Origin of the sequence: Actinomycetospora lutea (assembly GCF_028737205.1) — a bacterium.
GTDB classification, from domain to species: Bacteria; Actinomycetota; Actinomycetes; order Mycobacteriales; family Pseudonocardiaceae; genus Actinomycetospora; species Actinomycetospora lutea.
In genome coordinates, this window is record NZ_JAQZAL010000048.1 from 1 (window position 1) to 18,578 (window position 18,578).

Sequence of the window (18,578 nt, forward strand, 5' to 3'; positions counted from 1 at the left end):
CCGAATTCTCATCCGCCCAGGCGGCCACCGATAGGGGGCCATGAAGTCTCAGAGCGCTTTGAAGCGGTTGAGCGCCTCCTGGCGCTCGGCCTTGTGGTCGACGATCGGGGCCGGGTAGTCGGCCGGGGGCTCGGCGAGCTTCCAGGGCTGGTGGACCTTCTTGCCCTCGATCCCGGCGAGCTCGGGCACCCAGCGACGGACGTAGTCGCCCTGGGGGTCGAAGCGCTCCCCTTGGGTCACGGGGTTGAAGACGCGGAAGTACGGGGCCGCGTCGGTGCCCGTGCCGGCCGCCCACTGCCAGCCGTGCTGGTTCGACGGGAGGTCGCCGTCGACGAGCAGCTCCATGAAATGCCGCGCGCCGCGCCACCAGGGCAGATGCAGGTCCTTGACGAGGAAGGACGCCACCGCCATCCGCATGCGGTTGTGCATCCACGCCTCGCCGCGCAGCTGGCGCATCGCCGCGTCGATGGCGGGAAAGCCCGTACGCCCGTCGGCCCAGGCCCGGAACTTCTCGTCCGCCGACTTCCCCGAGTCGAGCGTGATCCGGTCGAACTTGGGGTCGAAGTTCTCGCGCGCGGAGCGGGGGAAGAACCACAGCACGCTGGCGTAGAAGTCGCGGAAGCAGATCTCGTTGCGGTAGGAGGTCGGGCCCTTCCCGGAACCGCCGAGGTCGGCGAGCAGCGTGCGCGGGTGCACGACGCCGTACTTGAGGTAGACCGACATCCGCGAGGTGGCCGGGCGGTCGGGGCGGTTGCGCAGGTCGTCGTAGTCGGTGAGGTGCTCGTCGACGAAGGCCGCCCACTGGTCGAGCGCGGCCTGCTCGCCGGCGGTCGGCAGCTCGGCGTCCGGCGCGTCGTCATCGGGGATCTTCACCGCCCGCGGGCCGCCGTCCTTCTCCCCCGGGTCCATCCAGTCGACGGTCGCGGCGTCGGTGTCGGCGGGCTCCCGCCAGCCGTGCTGCGCCCAGGCGCGGCTGAACGGCGTGTAGACCTTGTAGGGCTCGCCGTCGGACTTGGTGATCCGCCCGGGCGCCACCGCGTAGGGCGAGCCGGTGCGGACGAGCTCGACGTCGCGGTCGCCCAGGGCCTTCTCGACGGCCTCGTCGCGCTGCCGGCCGTAGGGGCCGACGTCGGCGGCGACGTGCACGCTGCGTGCCCCCACCGCCCCGGCGAGCTTCGGGATCGCCTCCGCGGGGTCGCCCTTGACGACCAGCAGCCGCCCGCCCAGCGCGGCGTCGAGGTCGGGCAGGCTGCGGTAGAGGAACGTCCGGCGGGCCTTCCCGGCCGGCTCGAGCAGCCGCGGGTCGAGCACGAACACCGCGAGCGAGCGCCGCGCCCGGGCCGCCGCGGCGTCGAAGATCGGCTGGTCGCGGACCCGCAGGTCACGGCGGAACCAGACGATCGCGGTGTCGTCCCGCTCGTCGCTCATGGATCCCGACTACCCCGGCGGGCCGCGCCTACGCCCGGTCGGCGTCACCCTGCGGCCAGATGCTCCAGCGACGCGTGGACGAGCGCCGTGTCGCCGGTGTCGAGCCCGTGGACGACGGCGTAGCACGGGGCGACCGCATGCCAGTCCCGGGCGCGGTCGGTGAGGTCGGCGCCGTACGCCGCGACCACGGCGGCGGCGACGTCGGGGGTGGTCTCGACCAGCGGCCAGACGAGGTCCTTGGCGGGGTCGCCGGCGCGGGCGTCGGACCAGTCGAGGACCCCGGTGATCCGGCCGCCGTCGACGAGGACGTGCTCCGGGCGCAGGTCGCCGTGCACGAGCACCGCGGCCGGCGCTGCCCGCAGGCGCTCGAGGCGCTCGCCCAGCGGGCCCGGGTCGGGCAGGCGGGGAAGGACCTCGGCCGCGAAGCGGTCGAAGGCGCGGTCCCGCCACCCGCGCGTGGTGGCCGGATCGGGCAGCCCGCGGGCGACGGCGCCGTCGAGCGGCACGTCGTGCAGCGCGCGCAGGAACGCGCCGAGGGCGGTGCCCAGAGCGGTGCCCAGAGCGGTGGCCGGCGCGTCCAGGGCGGCTCCCCGCAGCAGCGCGTGCCGCACCACCACCGGCGACCGGCCGACGAGCCGGGGCTCGGGCACCGGCACCGGGAGCTGCCGGGCCAGCCACGGCAGCAGGCGCGCCTCGCGCTCGAGCCCGGCCCCGGCGGCGGGCCGGCGCGCGGTGCGCTCGACCCACCGCCCGTCGACCAGGACGGCGTCGCTGTCCCACCCGGAGCCGAGCGGGACACGCGACACGCGGCGGACCTAGCGCTGGTCCATGCTCACGTAGGAGCGCTCGGTGGGGCCGGTGTAGACCTGGCGCGGGCGCCCGATGCGGTTGTCCGGGTCCTCGATCATCTCGCGCCAGTGTGCGATCCAGCCCGGCAGGCGCCCGATGGCGAACAGGACCGTGAACATCTCGGTCGGGAAGCCCATCGCCTGGTAGATCAGGCCGGTGTAGAAGTCGACGTTCGGGTAGAGCTTGCGCTCGACGAAGTAGTCGTCGTTGAGCGCGTACTCCTCGAGCTTCATGGCGATGTCGAGCATCTCGTCGCCGCCGCCGAGCTTGTCGATGATCCCGCGCGCGGTGTCGCGCACGATGGCCGCGCGGGGGTCGTAGTTCTTGTAGACGCGGTGGCCGAAGCCCATGAGCCGGACGCCCGGCTCCTTGTTCTTGACCTTGCGGACGAACTCGTCGGCGTTGCCCTCGTTGTCGCGGATGCCCTCGAGCATCGTGAGCACCGCGGCGTTGGCGCCGCCGTGCAGCGGGCCGAACAGCGCGTTGATGCCGGCCGAGATCGACGCGAACAGGTTGGCCTGCGCCGACCCCACCATCCGCACCGTCGACGTCGAGCAGTTCTGCTCGTGGTCGGCGTGCAGGATCAGCAGCATGTCCAGCGCCCGGGCGACCTCCGGGTCGATCTCGTAGTTCTCCGCCGGGAGGCCGAACGTCAGGCGCAGGAAGTTCTCGACCAGTCCCAGGTTGTTGTCCGGGTAGAGGAACGGCTGGCCGATCGAGTTCTTGTAGGCGTAGGCCGCGATCGTCGGGACCTTGGCCAGCAGCCGCACGCTGGAGAGGTCGACGTTCGGCTCGTCGAACGGGTCGAGCGAGGACTGGTAGAACGTCGACAGCGCCGAGACCGCCGAGGACAGCACCGGCATCGGGTGCGCGTCCTTCGGGAAACCGTCGAAGAACTTCTTGAGGTCCTCGTGCAGCATCGTGTGCCGCTGGATCTGGTCGGTGAACGTCTCGAGCTGCTGCTGGTTCGGCAGCTCGCCGTACATCAGCAGGTAGCTGGTCTCGACGAACGTCGAGTTCTTCGCCAGCTCCTCGATGGGATAGCCGCGGTAGCGCAGGATGCCCGCGTCACCGTCGATGTAGGTGATGTCCGAGCGGCAGGCGCCGGTGTTCACGAAGCCCGGGTCGAGGGTGATCAACCCCGTCTCGCCGAGCATCTTCCCGAGGGCGACGCCCGAGGAGCCCTCGGTCGCCTCGACGATCTCCATCGTGTGCTCGCCGCCCGGGTACGACAGCGTGGCGGTGCGCTTCTCGGAATCCTCGCTGGCCATCGGCAGTCAGTCCCTCTCGCGCGCGTCGTGAGCGGGAGGGCGGCGGCGCCGGCTCGGCGAGCGAGGTGCCGGGCCGCCCGGCCGCCGGGGGTGTCCCGCGGCGCGCTCCCGCAGCAGTGGGGGTCGTACGAGCGCGAACCGTAGCGCCCGCGAGGTCCGCCGTGCAGTACGAGTGGCGCAGGCGCCGGGCGTGGTCCCCGTCACTCTGCGACAACCGCGTTACCGCGTACGGTCACGGGTCGCCCATCTCGCGGCGCCACGGCGGCTCCGCCCCGGCGCGCGACACCGTCCACGCCGCGGCACGCGCGGCGAACCCCAGCGCCGCGGCCCAGTCGTCGCCGTCCAGGCGGGTCACGGTGTCGCGGTCGAGCGCGTCGTGGTCGGCGAGCCAGGCCAGCAGCGCGGCGTGCACGCTGTCGCCCGCGCCGATGGTGTCGACCAGCGGCCCGACCGAGTCCGCGGGCACCGTGACCACCCCGCCGCCGCGCGTGTACGCGGCGAGCCCCGAGGACCCGCGCGTGAGCACGACCGCCCCGGCGCCGGCGTCGAGGACGTCCTCGGGTGTGCGGCCCCAGCGCTCGGCGTCCTCGTCGGAGAGCTTGACCAGGCCCGCCACCCGCGCGATCCGGTCGAGGCGGGCGACGACGGCGTCGGGGTCGTCGACGAGGCCGGGCCGCAGGTTGGGGTCCAGGCTGACCAGGCGTCCCCGTTCGGCCTCCCGCACCGCGAGGTCGGCGTAGCGCGACGCGCCGGGCTCGAGCACCAGCGAGAGCGTGCCGACGGCCACCGCGGCCGTGTCGGCGGGCAGCTCGCCGGGGTCGGCGACGAGCCGGTCGGCGCTGCCCGCGACGTGGAACGCGTAGCGCGCCGCGCCGGCCGCGTCGAGCGTGACCACGGCGAGCGTCGTCGGCTCCGGTCCGCGCTGCACGAGCCCCGTGTCGACCGCGTTGGCCTCGAGGCGGCGGACGAGCGCGTCGCCGAACGGGTCGGTCGACAGGCGGGTGAGCATCGTCGCCGGCACCCCGAGGCGGCCGAGGCCGACGGCGGTGTTGAACGGGCCGCCGCCCAGCCGCGGGGCGAGCGGGGTCAGGGCGGGGTCGTCCGGGTGGCCCTCGCCGGTCGGGACGAGGTCGACGAGGGCCTCCCCGCCGACGACGACGCGACCGGTCACCGTGCCTCCCCCGACGCGCCGGCTCCGGCAGGCTCCGCGCGGATTCCCCACTGCACCGTCCAGGTCTCGTCGGGGGCGAGGACCCGCAGGTCGGTGCCCGAGTTGGCTGCGTCCGCCGGACAGGTCATCGGCTCCACGGCCACGGCGGGCCCGCGCCCGGCGAGGTCGTCGGGAGTGAAGACCATGACCCAGCCGAAGGCGGCGTCGGCCCACAGCGCGGTGGCCCGGCCGTCGGGCGCGGTGAGCACGCCGACCACGCCGTCGGCGCCCGGGGCGGCGGCGAAGCAGGTGTCGAGCGCGAGGTCGCCGACGCGCCGGCCGCCGCGGAGGTCCTCGTCCGGGGACACGGGGCGCACGGCGGTGGGGATCATCCGGTCGTCGGTGTCGACGACCCGGTCGGCGGCCACGATGAGCGTGCAGTCGGCGGGCGGGGTGTCGCCGACGCGCAGGTAGGGATGGGTGCCGATGCCCGCGGGCACGTCCGCGTCGCCGGTGTTGGTCAGCGCGTGGGTCACGGTCAGGCCGGTCGGCGAGAGCGCGTAGGTGGTCTCGACGTGCAGCGGACCGGGCCAGCCGGCCGCGGCGTCGACGTCGGCGGCGAGGCGCACGGTGTCGTCGGCGCGCTCGACCACCCGCCACGGGCGGCGCCGCAGCAGCCCGTGGATGGCGTTCCCGCGCGCGGCCTCGGTGGGCTCCAGGCGGTACTCCCGCCCGCGCCAGGTGTAGGCCGCGCCGGCGATCCGGTTGGGCCAGGGCACGAGGACGCCGCCGGCGCCCATCGGCGGGGTCGCGTCGACGCCGAAGGTCTCGACGCGGTCGTGGCCGCCGACGGCGAGCGCCCGCAGCCCGGCGCCCACCTCCGTCACGACGGCGCGGCTGTCCGCGGCGACGAGGTCGATCTGCTCGCCGGTGGGGGGCACGAGGTCACGTTAACGGTGTGACGATCGAGGGTCGGCCCGACGTGCCCGGTTTGACCGCCCCCCGTGTGCGGCAAGGGTTCCGGGCATGACGGACGACACGGGGACCGGGCACCGGGACGCGGCCGGGATCGACCCGTCCACACCTGGCCGCCCGCCGAAGGTGGTCATCGTCGGCAGCGGCTTCGCCGGGTTCAAGGCGGCCCGGTCCCTGTCGCGACGCATGGGCGACGCGGTGGACATCGTGGTGGTCAGCCCGACCAACTACTTCCTCTACCTGCCCCTGCTGCCGGAGGTCGCCGCGGGGATCCTCGAGCCGCGCCGCATCTCGGTCGCGCTGGCCGCCGCGCTGCCGGCCTGCGTGCGGCACGCCCCCGGCGAGGTCGACGAGCTCGACCTCGACGAGCGCCGCATCGGCTGGCTGGACCCCGAGGGCGTGCACCACACGACCACCTACGACCGGCTCGTGCTCGCCGCCGGCAGCGTGCACAAGGTGCTGCCCGTGCCGGGCGTCACCGAGTACGCCCAGGGCTTCCGCGGCGTCCCCGAGGCGCTCTACCTGCGCGACCACCTCATCCGGCAGGTCGAGCTGGCCGCCATGTGCGACGACCCCGAGGAGCGCACCGCCCGGCTGACCTGCGTCGTCGTCGGCGCCGGCTACACGGGCACCGAGGTCGCCGCGCAGGGCCAGCTGTTCATGCGGGAGCTGGCGCGCAGCCGCGGCCTGGCGGAGGACCCGCACTGGGTGCTCGTCAGCCGCGGCGAGGTGCTGGCCGGGCTCGACGAGCACCTGGCGCGGACCGCCGACCGGGTGCTGCGCGAGCGGGGCGTCGACGTGCGCACCCACGAGCAGATGGACGAGGCGACCGGCGACGGGGTGCGGCTGCGGTCGGGCGACCACATCCCCACGCGGACGCTGCTGTGGTGCGTCGGCGTGCGGCCCGACCCGCTCATCGAGGAGCTGGGCATCGAGGTCGACCAGGGCCGCCTCGTGGTCGACTCCCACCTGCGCGTTCCCGGCCACCCCGAGGTCTTCGCCTGCGGCGACGCGGCCGCCGTCCCCGACCGCGCGCGCCCCGGCGAGTACACCGCGATGACCGCCCAGCACGCCGAACGCCAGGGCCTGCTCGCGGGCCGCAACGTCGCCGCCTCCCTCGGTCACGGCCGCGAGAAGGCCTACAAGCACCGCGACCTCGGCTTCGTCGTCGACCTCGGCGGCTTCCAGGCGGCCGCCAACCCGCTCGGGGTGAAGCTCACCGGCAAGCCCGCGCACGTCGTCGCCCGCGGCTACCACCTGATCTCGATGCCGGGCAACCGCATCCGCACCGCCGTGGACTGGACCCTCGACGCGCTGCTGCCCCGCCAGACCGCGCAGCTCGGGCTCGTGCGCTCGCCCGCCGTCCCGCTCGACTCCGCCTCCCCCGAGGTGCCGCAGCACGGGCTGGGGTTCCCGCACGCCGCCGCGCCGGGCGCGCGGCGCAACGAGCAGCACGCCGAGCAGCGCGGCGAGGAGCGCAGCGAGGTCGCCGAGTAGGTCAGCGCGCAGCGGTGTCGTCGGTGTCGTCGGTGTCGCCGGTGTCGCCCACCGGCGCCCGGTAGCGCCAGAACACCGGGAAGATCGCGACGACCAGCACCGTCAGCACGATCACGCCGATGCCGCCGACGAACGTCGCGGCGCCGGTGCCCCACGCCTCGGCGGCCGGGCCGTGCCACAGGTCGCCGATGCGCGGTCCGCCGGCCACGACGACCGTGAACACGCCCTGCATGCGGCCGCGCATGTGGTCGGTGGCGACGACCTGCAGCATGGTCTGCCGGAACACCGCGCTGACGAGGTCGGCGGCGCCCGCGACCGCGAGCAGCGTCACCGCGAGCCACAGCATGGACGTCAGCCCGGACAGCGCGACGCCGAGTCCCCACACGCAGATGGCCACCGTCACGGCCACGCCCTGGCGCCGGATGCCGTGCAGGCGACCGGAGAACAGCCCGCCGAGCGTCGCCCCGATCGCGATCGACGCGAACAGCGCGCCGAGCGCGAAGCCGCCGCCGGGCGGGTCGCCGAACACCCGCTCGGCGGCCTCCGGGAACACCGCGCGGGGCATGCCGACCGCCATCGCCACGATGTCGACGAGGAACGACACGAGCAGGACCTGGCTGGTCGCGATGTAGCGGAAACCCGCGAGCACGTCGGCGAACCCGGCGCTGCGCCGCACCGCGCGGAACGCCCCGCGCACCCCGCCCGGGCCGTCACCGACCGGCAGGCGCGGCAGGTTGAAGGCCGCCCAGATCGCTGCGGCCAGGCAGGCGGTGTCGACGAAGTAGAGGACGCCGACCGAGCTGAACGTCAGCACGACGCCCGCGAGCAGCGGGCCCGCGATGGCCCCGACCTGGTTCACCGTGAACAGCAGCGTGTTGGCCGCGGGGAGCTGGTCGTCGGGCAGGATCCGGGGCAGGACCGCCGCGCGCGTGGGCTGGTTGATCGCGAGGAACGCGGTCTGCACGGCGTAGAGCGTCAGGATCGTCCACGGCCCGCCGACGCCGGTGACCGAGACGACACCGAGCAGCGCCGAGGTGATCGCGATGCCCGTGCCGGTGAACACCAGCAGGCCGCGCCGGTCGACGGCGTCGGCGATCGCGCCGCCCCAGAGACCGAAGACGATCAGCGGGACGAGGCCGAACAGCCCGACCAGCCCGACCCACGCCGACGACCCCGTCAGCTGGTAGAGCTGCGTGGGCACCGCCACGACGGTGAGCTGGGCGCCGACGACCGTGACGATCGCGGCGATCCAGAGGCGCTTGAACGCCGGGGTGCGCAGCGGCGTGGTGTCGGCGAGCAGTCCTCTCGCGGATCGTCCTCGGGCCACCGAGGCATCCTGCGCCTCTACGGCGCGAGGCGCTCCACGACCCACCCCGCATCGGTGCGCCGGAACCGCAGCCGGTCGTGCAGGCGGTCGCTGCGGCCCTGCCAGAACTCGACGTGCGTCGGGATGATCCGCCAGCCGCCCCAGTGCGGCGGCGGCGGGATCTCCTCGTCGTCGGCGAAGCGCTCGGTGACGGCGGCCAGGAGCTCCTCGAGGGCGGCGCGGTCGCGCAGCACCCCGGACTGCGGTGACGCCCACGCGCCGAGCTGGGACCCGCGCGGGCGGGAGCGCCAGTAGGCCGCGGTGTCCTCGCGGGGCAGCAGCTCGACGGTGCCGATGACGGTCGCCTGGCGCTGCAGCGCGAGCCACGGGAAGGTCGCCGACGCCTGCCGCGTCTGGCGCAGCTGGTGGCTCTTCTCCGAGGTGTAGTTGGTGAAGAACGTGACACCGCGCGCGTCCACGTCCTTGGCCAGCACCGTGCGGGTGGTCACGCGGTGCTCGTCGTCGCCGGTGGCCAGGACCATCGCGTTGGCGTCGGGCAGGCCGGCCTCGCGGGCCGCGCCGATCCAGGCGAGCAGCTGCTCGTCCCAGGTCGGGGCCAGCTCCGCGGCGTCGAGGGTCGCCGACCGGTAGTCCTCGCGCATGCCCGGCAGGCCCGTCCGTTCCGCCACCCGACCTCCTCGTCCCGTTCGTGTCCGGTTGCCCGCCGCACCGTAGGCGACGCGGGGGTGCACGCCACGTGAGCAGGGACACAGCCGGCTCCGTTGCCCGTCGGCCGTGCCGCGGAGCACGGTCGACCCGGGCTCGCGACGCCGCCCCCACCCGGGCGGAGCGCGCGGCCGAGGTGGGCGACGGGGCCCCGGACCGGGGCCCCGCGCCGCGTCGCGAGGAGGTCCCCCGGTGAGTGCTGTGACTGCCGCGAGTGCTGTGAGTGCTGCCGCCGGCCCCCCGGGCTTCTCGCCCGGTCTCGAGGGTGTCGTCGCCTTCCGCACCGAGATCGCCGAGCCCGACCGCGACGGCGGCGCGCTGCGCTACCGGGGCGTGGACATCGAGGACCTGGTCGGCACCGTCGGCTTCGGCGACGTCTTCGGGCTGCTCGTCGACGGCGAGCTCGGCCGTCCGCTGCCGAACGAGGAGCCCGGGCTCGAACCGCCGTTCAGCGGCGACGTCCGCGTGGACGCCCAGGCCGGGCTCGCCCTGCTCGGGGCGCGCTGGATGCTGCCGCCGCTGCTCGACGCCACCCCCGAGCGCGCCCGCGACGACCTCGCCCGCGGCGCGGCCGCCGCGCTGGCGCTGGTGGCCCGCGCGGCGCGCGGGCCGGAGCTGCCGGCGGTGCCCGAGGACGCGCTCGCCGCCATCGACGACCCGGTGGCCCGCTTCCTGACGCGGTGGCGCGGCGAGGCCGACCCGACGCACGTGCGGGCCCTCGACGCCTACTGGGTGTCGGCCGCGGAGCACGGGATGAACGCGTCGACCTTCACCGCGCGGGTGGTCGCCTCGACGGGCGCGGACGCCGCCGCCGCGCTCTCGGCGGCCGTCGGCGCGATGTCCGGCCCGCTGCACGGCGGGGCCCCGGCCCGCGTGCTGCCGATGATCACCGAGGTCGAGCGGACCGGGGACGCCGACGCCGTCGTGGCCGGGATCCTCGACCGCTCCGAGCGGCTCATGGGCTTCGGGCACCGCGTGTACCGCGCCGAGGACCCCCGCGCCCGCGTGCTGCGCCGGGTGGCCCGCGACCTCGGTGCGCCGCGCTTCGAGGCCGCGGCGGCCCTGGAGGCGGCCGCGCTGGCCGCCCTGCGCGAGCGCCGCCCCGACCGCGCGATCGAGACCAACGTCGAGTTCTGGGCCGCCGTGATGCTCGACCTCGCGGGCGTGCCGGCGCCGATGATGCCGGCGATGTTCACGTGCGCCCGCACCGCCGGCTGGGCCGCCCACGTGCTCGAGCAGCGCCGCACCGGGCGCCTCGTGCGCCCGTCGGCGCAGTACATCGGCCCCGGTCCGCGGGCCGTCGACACCGTGGCGCGCACGGCGTGAGCGTCGGCGCGCCGGAGTGATCGTGGGGCTTTCCTGACGTGCACCGCCGGCATGGCTGCCGGCCCGGGCCACCGCCGACGTGGCCCAGGCGACAGCGTCGGGACGGGCGCGCTGGGAGGATGACGCGGTGACCACGTCGACCGACACGATGCAGATTCCCGCCGAGCTCCTGCCCGCCGACGGGCGGTTCGGGTGCGGGCCCTCGAAGGTGCGCCCCGAGCAGCTCGCCCGCCTGGCCGAGAGCGCCGACGTGATGGGGACGTCGCACCGTCAGAAGCCGGTCAAGTCGATCGTCGGGCGCGTGCGCTCCGGGCTGCGCGACCTGTTCTCGATCCCCGACGGCTACGAGGTCGTGCTCGGGGTCGGCGGCACCACCGCCTTCTGGGACGCCGCGGCCACCGGCCTCGTGCGCGAGCGCAGCCTGCACCTGACCTTCGGCGAGTTCTCCTCGAAGTTCGCCTCGGTGACCAAGGGCGCGCCGTTCCTCGCCGACCCGATCGTCGTGTCCGCCGACCCGGGCAGCGCCCCCGAGCCGACGTCCGACCCGAGCGCCGACCTCATCGGCTGGGCGCACAACGAGACCTCCACCGGCGTCGCCGTCCCCGTCACTCGCCCGAGCGGGTCCGGTGAGGCGCTGGTCGCGATCGACGCGACCTCGGGCGCGGGCGGGCTCCCGGTGCAGATCAGCGAGTCCGACGTCTACTACTTCGCGCCGCAGAAGTGCTTCGCCTCCGACGGCGGGCTCTGGATCGCGATCATGTCGCCGGCCGCCCTCGAGCGCGTCGAGCAGATCGAGGCCGACAGGCCGGGCGGGCGCTGGATCCCCGAGTTCCTCTCGCTGTCGACCGCGCTCGACAACTCCCGCAAGGACCAGACCTACAACACCCCCGCGGTCGCGACGCTGCTGCTGCTCGCCGACCAGATCGAGTGGATGAACGCCGGGGGCGGTCTGGACTGGGCGACCGGGCGCACCAGGGACTCCTCGGACCGCCTCTACCGGTGGGCCGAGGAGTCGTCGTACGCGACGCCGTTCGTCGCCGACCCCGCGCACCGCTCGCAGGTCGTCGGCACCGTGGACTTCACCGACGACATCGACGCCGCCGCCATCGCCGCGACGCTGCGCGCCAACGGTGTCGTCGACACCGAGCCCTACCGCAAGCTCGGGCGCAACCAGCTGCGCATCGGCATGTTCCCGGCGGTCGAGCCGGACGACGTCACGGCGCTCACCCGCTGCATCGACTGGGTGGCCGAACGCCAGTCGTGACCGCGCTGGGCCGAACGGATGAGCAGGTCGGCGGGGAACGTCTCGCCCGTGGTCGTCGTGCGCGGGGAACGGCGAACACGGGCGCGGCGCGCCTCCCTCGTCCGAGGAGATCCGTCGCCTAGCGTCGGTGGGCGAGCACTTCGTCCCACCGGTCATGCGGGGCGGGGGCCGCGAGCCGACGGGGAGGCCTGATGCGTCAGCTGCGCGTCGTCGGCCTGGGTGACGACCACGAGACCGTGATCCTCGAGGACCCGATCCGCCACGAGCGGTTCGCGGTCTCCGGCGACGAACGGCTGCGGGCCGCGGCCCGGGGCGACGTGCGACGCCTGGGGCAGATGGAGATCGAGGTCGCGAGCCCGCTGCGGCCCCGCGACATCCAGGCGCGCGTGCGGGCCGGCGAGTCCGTCGACGAGGTCGCGACGGCCGCCGGCGTGAGCGCCTCGCACGTGGAGCGCTTCGCCTACCCCGTGCTGCTCGAGCGCGCCCGGGTCGCCGAGATCTCCCGGCGCGCGCACCCCGTGCTCCCCACCGACCCGACGCGCACCGACGGGCGCACGCTCGGCGAGATCGTCGCCGCGACGTTCAGCGCGCGCGGCCAGGACCTCGACGAGGCCCGCTGGGACGCGCACAAGGGTGACGACGCGCAGTGGGTCGTCACGCTCTCCTGGCAGGCGGGCCGCTCGGACAACGTCGCCCGCTGGTCGTTCCGCCCCGGGAGCTCCGGCGGCACCGTCGACCCCCGCGACGACCCCGCGCGCGAGCTGCTCGGCCGCGAGCCGGTCGGCGGGCCGCGCCGCGTCGACGCCACGGCCCCCGAACCCACCCCGGCGACGCCCGCGTCACCTGCGGCGCCCGCGGAGGCCGAGCGCCCCGAGGAGCTCGAGGAGACGCACGCGCTGGCCGTCTCCGGCGACACCGCGCCCGCCCGCCGCGGGGCCCCGACCACCCACCACACCGCGCCGGGCTCGGGCTCGCGCCGGGCCGAGCGCGGGAAGGCCCGGCGCGCTCCGCGCGGCGAGCGGCGGGGCACACCGCCCGTCCCGGGCCCGGGGGTCGGCGAGGACCACGTGCCGACGCCCCGCACCGCGACAGCGACCCCGGCCGAGCCGGCGGCCGAGGCCCCGGACACCACCGAGGTCGTGCGCCGAGGGAAGCGCTCGCACCCGATCGTCCCGTCGTGGGAGGACGTCCTGCTCGGCACGCGCTCGCCGCGCAGCTGAGCGCCTCAGAACGCCGCGACCGCCAGGACCACCAGCGCGAGCCCCGTGCCGGCGAACGTGCCGTACACGGCCCAGCGCCAGGTCGGGACGTGGCGGTTGAGCCACAGCGCCGGCACCAGGCCCGCGACCACCGCCGCGTCGACGGCGAGCCCGACGAGGCCCAGCCCGGTGATCAGCGGCGCGGCCAGGGCGAGGTTGGCCAGCAGCACCACCCCGGCGACCAGGGCGGCGAGGGTCAGGCCCACCCCCCACGGGGTCGGCTCGGCGGCCGCGGTGACCGCGGTGGGTTCCGCCTCCTCGACCGACGGGCCGGCCGCCGGGGCGCCGCCGCCGTGGCCGTTGCCGCTGCGGGGCAGCGGCGGCACCGGCGGCGGGTGCGGGGTGCGGGTGACGCGGCGCAGCGCCACCCGGTGGCCGGTGACCGGGTCCCAGTAGTCGACCGGCGCGGCGAGCTCCACCGAGAGCCGCGCGGCGAGCTGGCGGCCGCGGCGGCTGATCGCGTCGGCCGCGGGATCGCCGGACGGTCCCGCGCCGACCCGCACGGACGCCGCCACCCGCGCCCACTCCCGCAGCGCGTCGACGAGGTCCGGCGGCAGGCCCCACGTGCGGCCCTCGCCGCCGTCGGGGCCGGGCTCCGCGAGCGCCACCCCGGCGACGACCGCGCGACCGCGGTCGGCCCGCACCTCCACCACCCTCACCGCGGCACCCCCGCGACCGCGTGGAAGGCGACGGCGGCCGCGGTGGCGACGTTGAGCGAGTCGACGCCGCCGGCCATCGGGATCCGGACGCGGAGGTCGGCGAGGGCGAGCGCCCCGGCGGACAGCCCCGGGCCCTCGGCGCCGAGCAGGAGCGCCACCCGCTCCCGGTCCGCGAGCGCGCCCAGCGCCCCGGGGTCGCCCGCAGGCGTCAGGGCCGCGAGGACGAACCCCGCGGCCCGCAGCGCGGTCACCGCCTCGTCGAGGCCGGCGGCGGCGAACGGCACCCGCAGCACGTGGCCCATCGAGACGCGCACGCTGCGCCGGTACAAGGGGTCGGCGCACCCGGGCCCGACGATCACCGCGTCGACGCCGAGCGCGGCCGCGTTGCGGAACAGGGCGCCGAGGTTCTCGTGGTCGCCCACGCCCTCGAGCACCGCCACGCGCCGGGCGCCGGCGAGCAGGGCGGCGAGGTCGGGCACCGGGGCGCGGTCGGCGCTCGCGAGCACCCCCCGGTTGAGGTGGAAGCCGACGACGTACGCCATGGTGTCCGCGTCCGTGACGTAGGCGGGCACGTCGACCCCGGTCAGGTCGGGCGCCAGGTCGTCGACGCGGCGGGCCACGCCGAGCAGGGCCCGCGGCGGGTAGGGCGAGGCCAGCAGGCGCCGCACGACGACGGTGCCCTCGGCCAGCACGAGGCCCCGGCCGCCGGGGCGGTCCGGCCGGCGATCGGCCCGCGAGAGGTCGCGGAAGTCGGCGAGGCGCGGGTCGGCCGCGTCGTCGACCTCCACCACACGCGCCACGTGCGTATCGTCCCAGACCGGGGTGGCGGGGTCCGGACCCGGCGACGGCCCGGCGGCGCGATCCGTCGCGCGACGCCAGGTGTGCCCCGCCCCCGGTCGGGCATCCGGGGGACGACGCCGAGCCGGTGGCCGGCCGGAGACGAGCGGGACGCAACCCTCCGGCGGGGCCCGGGAACGTGGGAGGCTGGGGCCGTGAGCGAGATGCGGGTGGTCGGTGTACTGGCCGTCGACGACGCGACGCAACAGGGCGGCTCGTCGGGCTCGGGCGAGAGCCGGCACCCCGTCGTGCTGCTGCAGGAGACCGACGGCAAGCGCTGCCTCCAGATCTGGATCGGGCTGGCCGAGGCCGAGGCCATCGCCCTCGAGCAGCAGGGCCGCCTGCCGGAGCGTCCGCTGACCCACGTGCTGATCTCGGACGTCGTCTCGGCGCTGGGCCGCCGGCTGGAGCGCATCGAGATCACCGAGGTGCGCGGCGGGACGTTCTACGCGGACCTGGTGTTCGACCGGGGGCTGCGCGTCTCCGCCCGTCCCAGCGACTCGATCGCGATCGCGCTGCACGCCGACGTGCCGATCCACGCCACCGAGGGCGTCCTCACCGACGCCGGGGTGGTGGTCGAGGACGACGAGGCCGAGGAGGCCCCGGGCACCGGCGGCGCCGCCGGCAGCGACGAGGACGAGATGGACCGTTTCCGCGCCTTCCTGGACAACATCTCGCCCGAAGACTTCGGGCGCAGCGGCTGACCCCGGGACGCCACCGGCGGGTCAGAGGTCACCGATCGTCGCCCAGTGGTCGGCCTCCGCGGTGCCCTACGCTGAACGGACGCTTTCCGCGGGCGGACGGTGTCGGCGGGTGGCGTGATCTCGCGGGCTGTGTCAGCGTGACCGCTCGTCGGGGTTCGCGTGAGGTGCCGCTGACCGCCAGGGGTGGCGGCGCGCGGTGGTTGTCGGATCGTGGACGGGAGCCGGGCGGGTAATGGGCCAGCACCTCACCGCCACCCTCTTCACGGCCTCCGACCAGGCTCGGTACCGCCAGCGCATCCACCGGTGCCTCGAGGCCTTCGGGACGATGGTGAGCGAGGGGCGGTTCGCCGCCGCGGAGCCGAGCACCGGCGTCGAGATCGAGCTCGCGCTGGTCGACGAGGACATGCGTCCCGCGATGCTCAACCACGCCGTGCTCGACCGCTCCGCCTCCGACGTCCTGACCTCCGAGCTCGGGCGCTGGAACCTCGAGATCAACCTCCCGCCCCGGATGCTGCCCGGCGCCACCGCGCACGACCTCGAGCAGGACATGCTCGACGCGACCACGAACGCCGGCGACTGCGCCCGCGACCTCGGCGCCCGCGCGGTGACGATCGGCATCCTGCCCACGCTCGCGGCCGAGCACCTCGCGTCCGACCAGCTCACCGAGGACCCGCGCTATGCGCTGCTCAACCGGCAGATGCTCACTGCCCGCGGCGAGCCGTTCCGCCTCGACATCACCGAGCCGCCGGCCTCGCGCCACGGCCCCACCGACGGCGGGCCCGCCGAGCACCTCGTGCTCGACGTCGACTCGATCGCCCCCGAGGCGGCGTGCACCTCGCTGCAGCTGCACCTCCAGCTCACCCCCGACCTCTTCCCCGCCTACTGGAACGCCGCGCAGGCCGTCGCCGGGCTGCAGGTGGCGCTCGCGGCCAACTCGCCGTTCCTGCTCGGGCGCCGCCTGTGGGCCGAGACGCGCATCCCGCTGTTCACCCAGGCCGTCGACACCCGCCCCGTCGAGCTGCGCAACCAGGGCGTCCGTCCGCGGGTGTGGTTCGGCGACCGTTGGACCCAGTCGGCGTACGACCTGTTCGAGGAGAACGTCCGCTACTTCGGCGCGCTGCTGCCCCTGGCCGAGGACGAGGACCCGTTCGCCGAGCTCGACGCGGGCCGCCCGCCGAGCCTGCACGAGCTGCGACTGCACAACGGCACGGTGTGGCGCTGGAACCGCCCGGTGTACGACGTCGCCGACGGCGTCGCGCACCTGCGCCTGGAGAACCGGGTGCTGCCCGCCGGGCCGACGGCCGTGGACGCGGTGGCCAACGCGATGTTCTTCTACGGCCTCATCCGGGCCCTCGCGGAGTCCGACCGCCCGCCGTGGCAGCTGATGTCGTTCGACGCGGCCGAGGCGAACTTCACCGCCGGCGCGCGGCACGGCATCGAGGCCGCCCTGTACTGGCCCGGCATCGGCACCGTGCGTGCCGACGAGCTCGTGCTGCGCCGCATGCTGCCGCTGGCCCAGGAGGGCCTCGCGGCCTGGGGCGTCGACGGGGAGGCGGCCGACCGCTACCTGTCGGTGATCGAGCAGCGCTGCGTGCGCCGGTCGACGGGCGCCACCTGGCAGGTCCGGGCGGTCGGTCAGGCCGAGCGCCGCGGGCTCGACCGGGGCAACGCGGTGATGGAGATGATGAAGCGCTACCTCGAGGGCATGGAGGCCAACGTGCCGGTGCACGACTGGCCGCTGGACTGACGCCGCCGGCGCTGCAGCACCAGCCACACCGCGGCGACGACCACGGCGGCGACCACCGACGCGGCCCCGCCCAGCACCAGCGGTGCCCGCCCGCCCAGCTCCTCGGCGAGCCACCCGAGCGCCGGGCCGCCGACCGGCGTGCCGCCGAGCAGCACGACCATCCACAGGCCCATCACCCGCCCGCGGACCTGCTCGTCGACCCCGAGCTGCACGGCGGCGTTCGCGGCGCTGGTGAACAGCAGCTGGGCCGCCCCCGTGGGCACGAGCAGCAGGGCGACCAGGGGGTAGCTGGGCATGAGCCCGGCGGCGACCTCGCAGGCGCCGAACACGACCGCGGCGACGACCACGGTGCGCAGGCGCGGGCGCCCGACCCGCCGGGCCGCGGTGAACGCCCCGAGCAGGCAGCCGACGGCGAGCGCCGAGGTCAGCAGGCCGTAGGACTCGGCGCCGCGCCCGAAGACGTTGCGGGCGACGATGGCCAGGGTCACGAAGAAGTTGATGCCGAGGGTCGAGACGAAGAAGACGAGCACGAGCAGCAGGACCACGTCGGGGTGGCGCCGGACCTCGCGCAGGCCCGCCCGCACCGCGCCGCGCTCCCGCGGGGCCCGTGCGTAGGTGAACATGTCGGCGGGGCGCATGCGCTGCAGGCCGACCAGCACCGCGACGAACGTGACCGCGTTGATGAGGAAGACCCAGCCGGTGCCGACCCCGGCGATGAGCAGGCCACCGACGGCGGGGCCCAGCACGCGCGCGGTGTTGAACGTCATCGAGTTCAGCGCGACCGCGTTGGCCAGGGCACCGGACCCGACCATCTCGCCGGCGAACGACTGGCGCACCGGCCCGTCCAGCGCCGAGAAGCAGCCCAGCAGCACGCACAGGACGTAGACCTGGGCGAGCGTGACCAGGCCCGTGACGTCGAGTAGGCCGAGCAGGAGCGCGCAGGCGCCCATGGCGACCTGCAGGCCCATGAGCAGGCGGCGCTTGTCGTAGCGGTCGGCGATCGACCCGCCCCACAGGCTCAGCAGCAGCGTCGGGCCGAACTGCAGCGCCGCGGCGACGCCGAGGGCCACCGGGCTGCCGCCGGAGAGCTCGAGGACCAGCCAGTCCTGGGCGACGCGCTGCATCCACGTGCCGACCAGCGAGACGACCTGGCCGGAGGCGAAGAGGCGGTAGTTGCGGACGCGCAGGGCGGCGAAGACGGAGCCGCGGGTGTCCGGGGGCGTGCTGTCGACCTCGCTCACCGGGGATCGCCACCGCACGCCACCGTCGTGAGCTTACCTAACGAGTTGGATCCGGGTCGTCGCGCCGGCGGAGGGGCCCCGCGGAGCCGCTCCGCCGACGCCGACGTTCAGGGCTTGGTGTCCTCGAGGGCGAAGCCGACCTTGAGGGTCACCTGGAAGTGCCCGACCTCGCCGTCCTGCACGTGCCCGCGGATCTCGGTCACCTCGAACCACTCGACCTGCCGCAGGGTGGTCGACGCCCGGCGGATGGCACCGCGGATCGCCTCGTCGACGCTCTCGGCCGAGCTGCCGACGATCTCGGTCTTGCTGTAGGTGTTGTCCGCCACGCAGGGCTCCTTC

17 protein-coding genes are annotated in these 18,578 nt (G+C 75.4%); 6 read left to right on the plus strand and 11 right to left on the minus strand.

Annotation, left to right across the window (positions count from 1 at the left end; translation table 11 throughout):
- Positions 1-48: 48 nt before the first annotated feature.
- The 5 genes from PHK61_RS30275 to PHK61_RS30295 all read right to left on the minus strand — a co-directional run bounded on the left by PHK61_RS30275 (position 49) and on the right by PHK61_RS30295 (position 5,639).
- Positions 49-1,428: a cryptochrome/photolyase family protein gene (locus PHK61_RS30275; RefSeq protein ID WP_274284755.1), complete on the minus strand. Its 1,380-nt coding sequence runs from the start codon at positions 1,426-1,428 to the stop codon at positions 49-51.
- 44 nt (positions 1,429-1,472) lie between these two features.
- Entirely contained in the window at positions 1,473-2,234 is a 762-nt protein-coding gene (locus tag PHK61_RS30280; protein WP_274284756.1) for a phosphotransferase, read from the minus strand.
- Between the two features lie 9 nt (positions 2,235-2,243).
- Positions 2,244-3,548 carry a citrate synthase gene (locus PHK61_RS30285; RefSeq protein WP_274284757.1) on the minus strand — a complete coding sequence of 435 codons (1,305 nt, stop codon included), beginning with the start codon at positions 3,546-3,548 and terminating at the stop codon, positions 2,244-2,246.
- A gap of 232 nt (positions 3,549-3,780) precedes the next feature.
- A complete protein-coding gene (locus tag PHK61_RS30290; protein WP_274284758.1) occupies positions 3,781-4,719 on the minus strand; it encodes a carbohydrate kinase family protein in 939 nt (312 codons plus the stop codon).
- A complete protein-coding gene (locus tag PHK61_RS30295; protein ID WP_274284759.1) occupies positions 4,716-5,639 on the minus strand; it encodes an aldose 1-epimerase family protein in 924 nt (307 codons plus the stop codon). The genes PHK61_RS30290 and PHK61_RS30295 overlap by 4 nt, the downstream gene beginning before the upstream one ends.
- 85 nt (positions 5,640-5,724) lie before the next feature.
- On the opposite strand from PHK61_RS30295, the gene PHK61_RS30300 reads away from it, so the two are divergent.
- Positions 5,725-7,170 (plus strand): NAD(P)/FAD-dependent oxidoreductase, encoded by a 1,446-nt coding sequence (locus tag PHK61_RS30300; RefSeq protein WP_274284760.1) that lies wholly within the window; start codon positions 5,725-5,727, stop codon positions 7,168-7,170.
- 1 nt (position 7,171) lies between these two features.
- On the opposite strand, the gene PHK61_RS30305 is transcribed toward PHK61_RS30300, so the two are convergent.
- Both PHK61_RS30305 and pdxH read right to left on the minus strand, forming a co-directional pair.
- On the minus strand, positions 7,172-8,497 hold the full coding sequence (locus PHK61_RS30305) for an MFS transporter (RefSeq protein ID WP_274284761.1): 1,326 nt from the start codon (positions 8,495-8,497) through the stop codon (positions 7,172-7,174).
- Positions 8,498-8,514: 17 nt separating this feature from the next.
- Positions 8,515-9,138, minus strand: coding sequence for a pyridoxamine 5'-phosphate oxidase (pdxH, locus tag PHK61_RS30310; RefSeq protein WP_274284781.1), 624 nt, complete (start codon positions 9,136-9,138; stop codon positions 8,515-8,517).
- 256 nt (positions 9,139-9,394) lie between these two features.
- On the opposite strand from pdxH, the gene PHK61_RS30315 reads away from it, so the two are divergent.
- The 3 genes from PHK61_RS30315 to sepH all read left to right on the plus strand — a co-directional run bounded on the left by PHK61_RS30315 (position 9,395) and on the right by sepH (position 13,012).
- A complete protein-coding gene (locus PHK61_RS30315; protein WP_274284762.1) occupies positions 9,395-10,528 on the plus strand; it encodes a citrate synthase 2 in 1,134 nt (377 codons plus the stop codon).
- Between the two features lie 148 nt (positions 10,529-10,676).
- Entirely contained in the window at positions 10,677-11,792 is a 1,116-nt protein-coding gene (serC, locus tag PHK61_RS30320; RefSeq protein ID WP_274284782.1) for a phosphoserine transaminase, read from the plus strand.
- A 191-nt stretch (positions 11,793-11,983) separates the two neighbouring features.
- Entirely contained in the window at positions 11,984-13,012 is a 1,029-nt protein-coding gene (gene sepH / locus PHK61_RS30325) for a septation protein SepH (RefSeq protein ID WP_274284763.1), read from the plus strand.
- Positions 13,013-13,017: 5 nt separating this feature from the next.
- Here the strand turns inward: sepH and PHK61_RS30330 are convergent, their stop codons facing one another.
- Positions 13,018-13,710, minus strand: coding sequence for a DUF2537 domain-containing protein (locus PHK61_RS30330; protein ID WP_274284764.1), 693 nt, complete (start codon positions 13,708-13,710; stop codon positions 13,018-13,020).
- A complete protein-coding gene (locus PHK61_RS30335; protein ID WP_274284765.1) occupies positions 13,707-14,510 on the minus strand; it encodes a TrmH family RNA methyltransferase in 804 nt (267 codons plus the stop codon). The genes PHK61_RS30330 and PHK61_RS30335 overlap by 4 nt, the downstream gene beginning before the upstream one ends.
- Positions 14,511-14,702: 192 nt before the next feature.
- Between PHK61_RS30335 and PHK61_RS30340 the strand changes: the two genes are divergently transcribed.
- Positions 14,703-15,251 (plus strand): bifunctional nuclease family protein, encoded by a 549-nt coding sequence (locus PHK61_RS30340; protein WP_274284766.1) that lies wholly within the window; start codon positions 14,703-14,705, stop codon positions 15,249-15,251.
- 232 nt (positions 15,252-15,483) lie between these two features.
- Positions 15,484-16,998, plus strand: coding sequence for a glutamate-cysteine ligase family protein (locus PHK61_RS30345; protein ID WP_274284767.1), 1,515 nt, complete (start codon positions 15,484-15,486; stop codon positions 16,996-16,998).
- On the opposite strand, the gene PHK61_RS30350 is transcribed toward PHK61_RS30345, so the two are convergent.
- Positions 16,944-18,239, minus strand: a complete 1,296-nt coding sequence (locus tag PHK61_RS30350; protein ID WP_274284768.1) for an MFS transporter — start codon at positions 18,237-18,239, stop codon at positions 16,944-16,946. The genes PHK61_RS30345 and PHK61_RS30350 overlap by 55 nt on opposite strands.
- Before the next feature lie 107 nt (positions 18,240-18,346).
- Entirely contained in the window at positions 18,347-18,565 is a 219-nt protein-coding gene (locus tag PHK61_RS30355) for a dodecin (protein WP_274284769.1), read from the minus strand.
- Between the last annotated feature and the right edge of the window lie 13 nt (positions 18,566-18,578).

Coding starts and splice junctions, on each gene's coding strand:
- pdxH (WP_274284781.1), bottom strand. CDS start 9,138: ATGCGCGAGGACTACCGGTCGGCGACCCTCGACGCCGCGGAGCTGGCC.
- PHK61_RS30275 (WP_274284755.1), bottom strand. CDS start 1,428: ATGAGCGACGAGCGGGACGACACCGCGATCGTCTGGTTCCGCCGTGAC.
- PHK61_RS30285 (WP_274284757.1), bottom strand. CDS start 3,548: ATGGCCAGCGAGGATTCCGAGAAGCGCACCGCCACGCTGTCGTACCCG.
- PHK61_RS30345 (WP_274284767.1), top strand. CDS start 15,484: ATGGGCCAGCACCTCACCGCCACCCTCTTCACGGCCTCCGACCAGGCT.
- sepH (WP_274284763.1), top strand. CDS start 11,984: ATGCGTCAGCTGCGCGTCGTCGGCCTGGGTGACGACCACGAGACCGTG.
- PHK61_RS30300 (WP_274284760.1), top strand. CDS start 5,725: ATGACGGACGACACGGGGACCGGGCACCGGGACGCGGCCGGGATCGAC.
- serC (WP_274284782.1), top strand. CDS start 10,677: ATGCAGATTCCCGCCGAGCTCCTGCCCGCCGACGGGCGGTTCGGGTGC.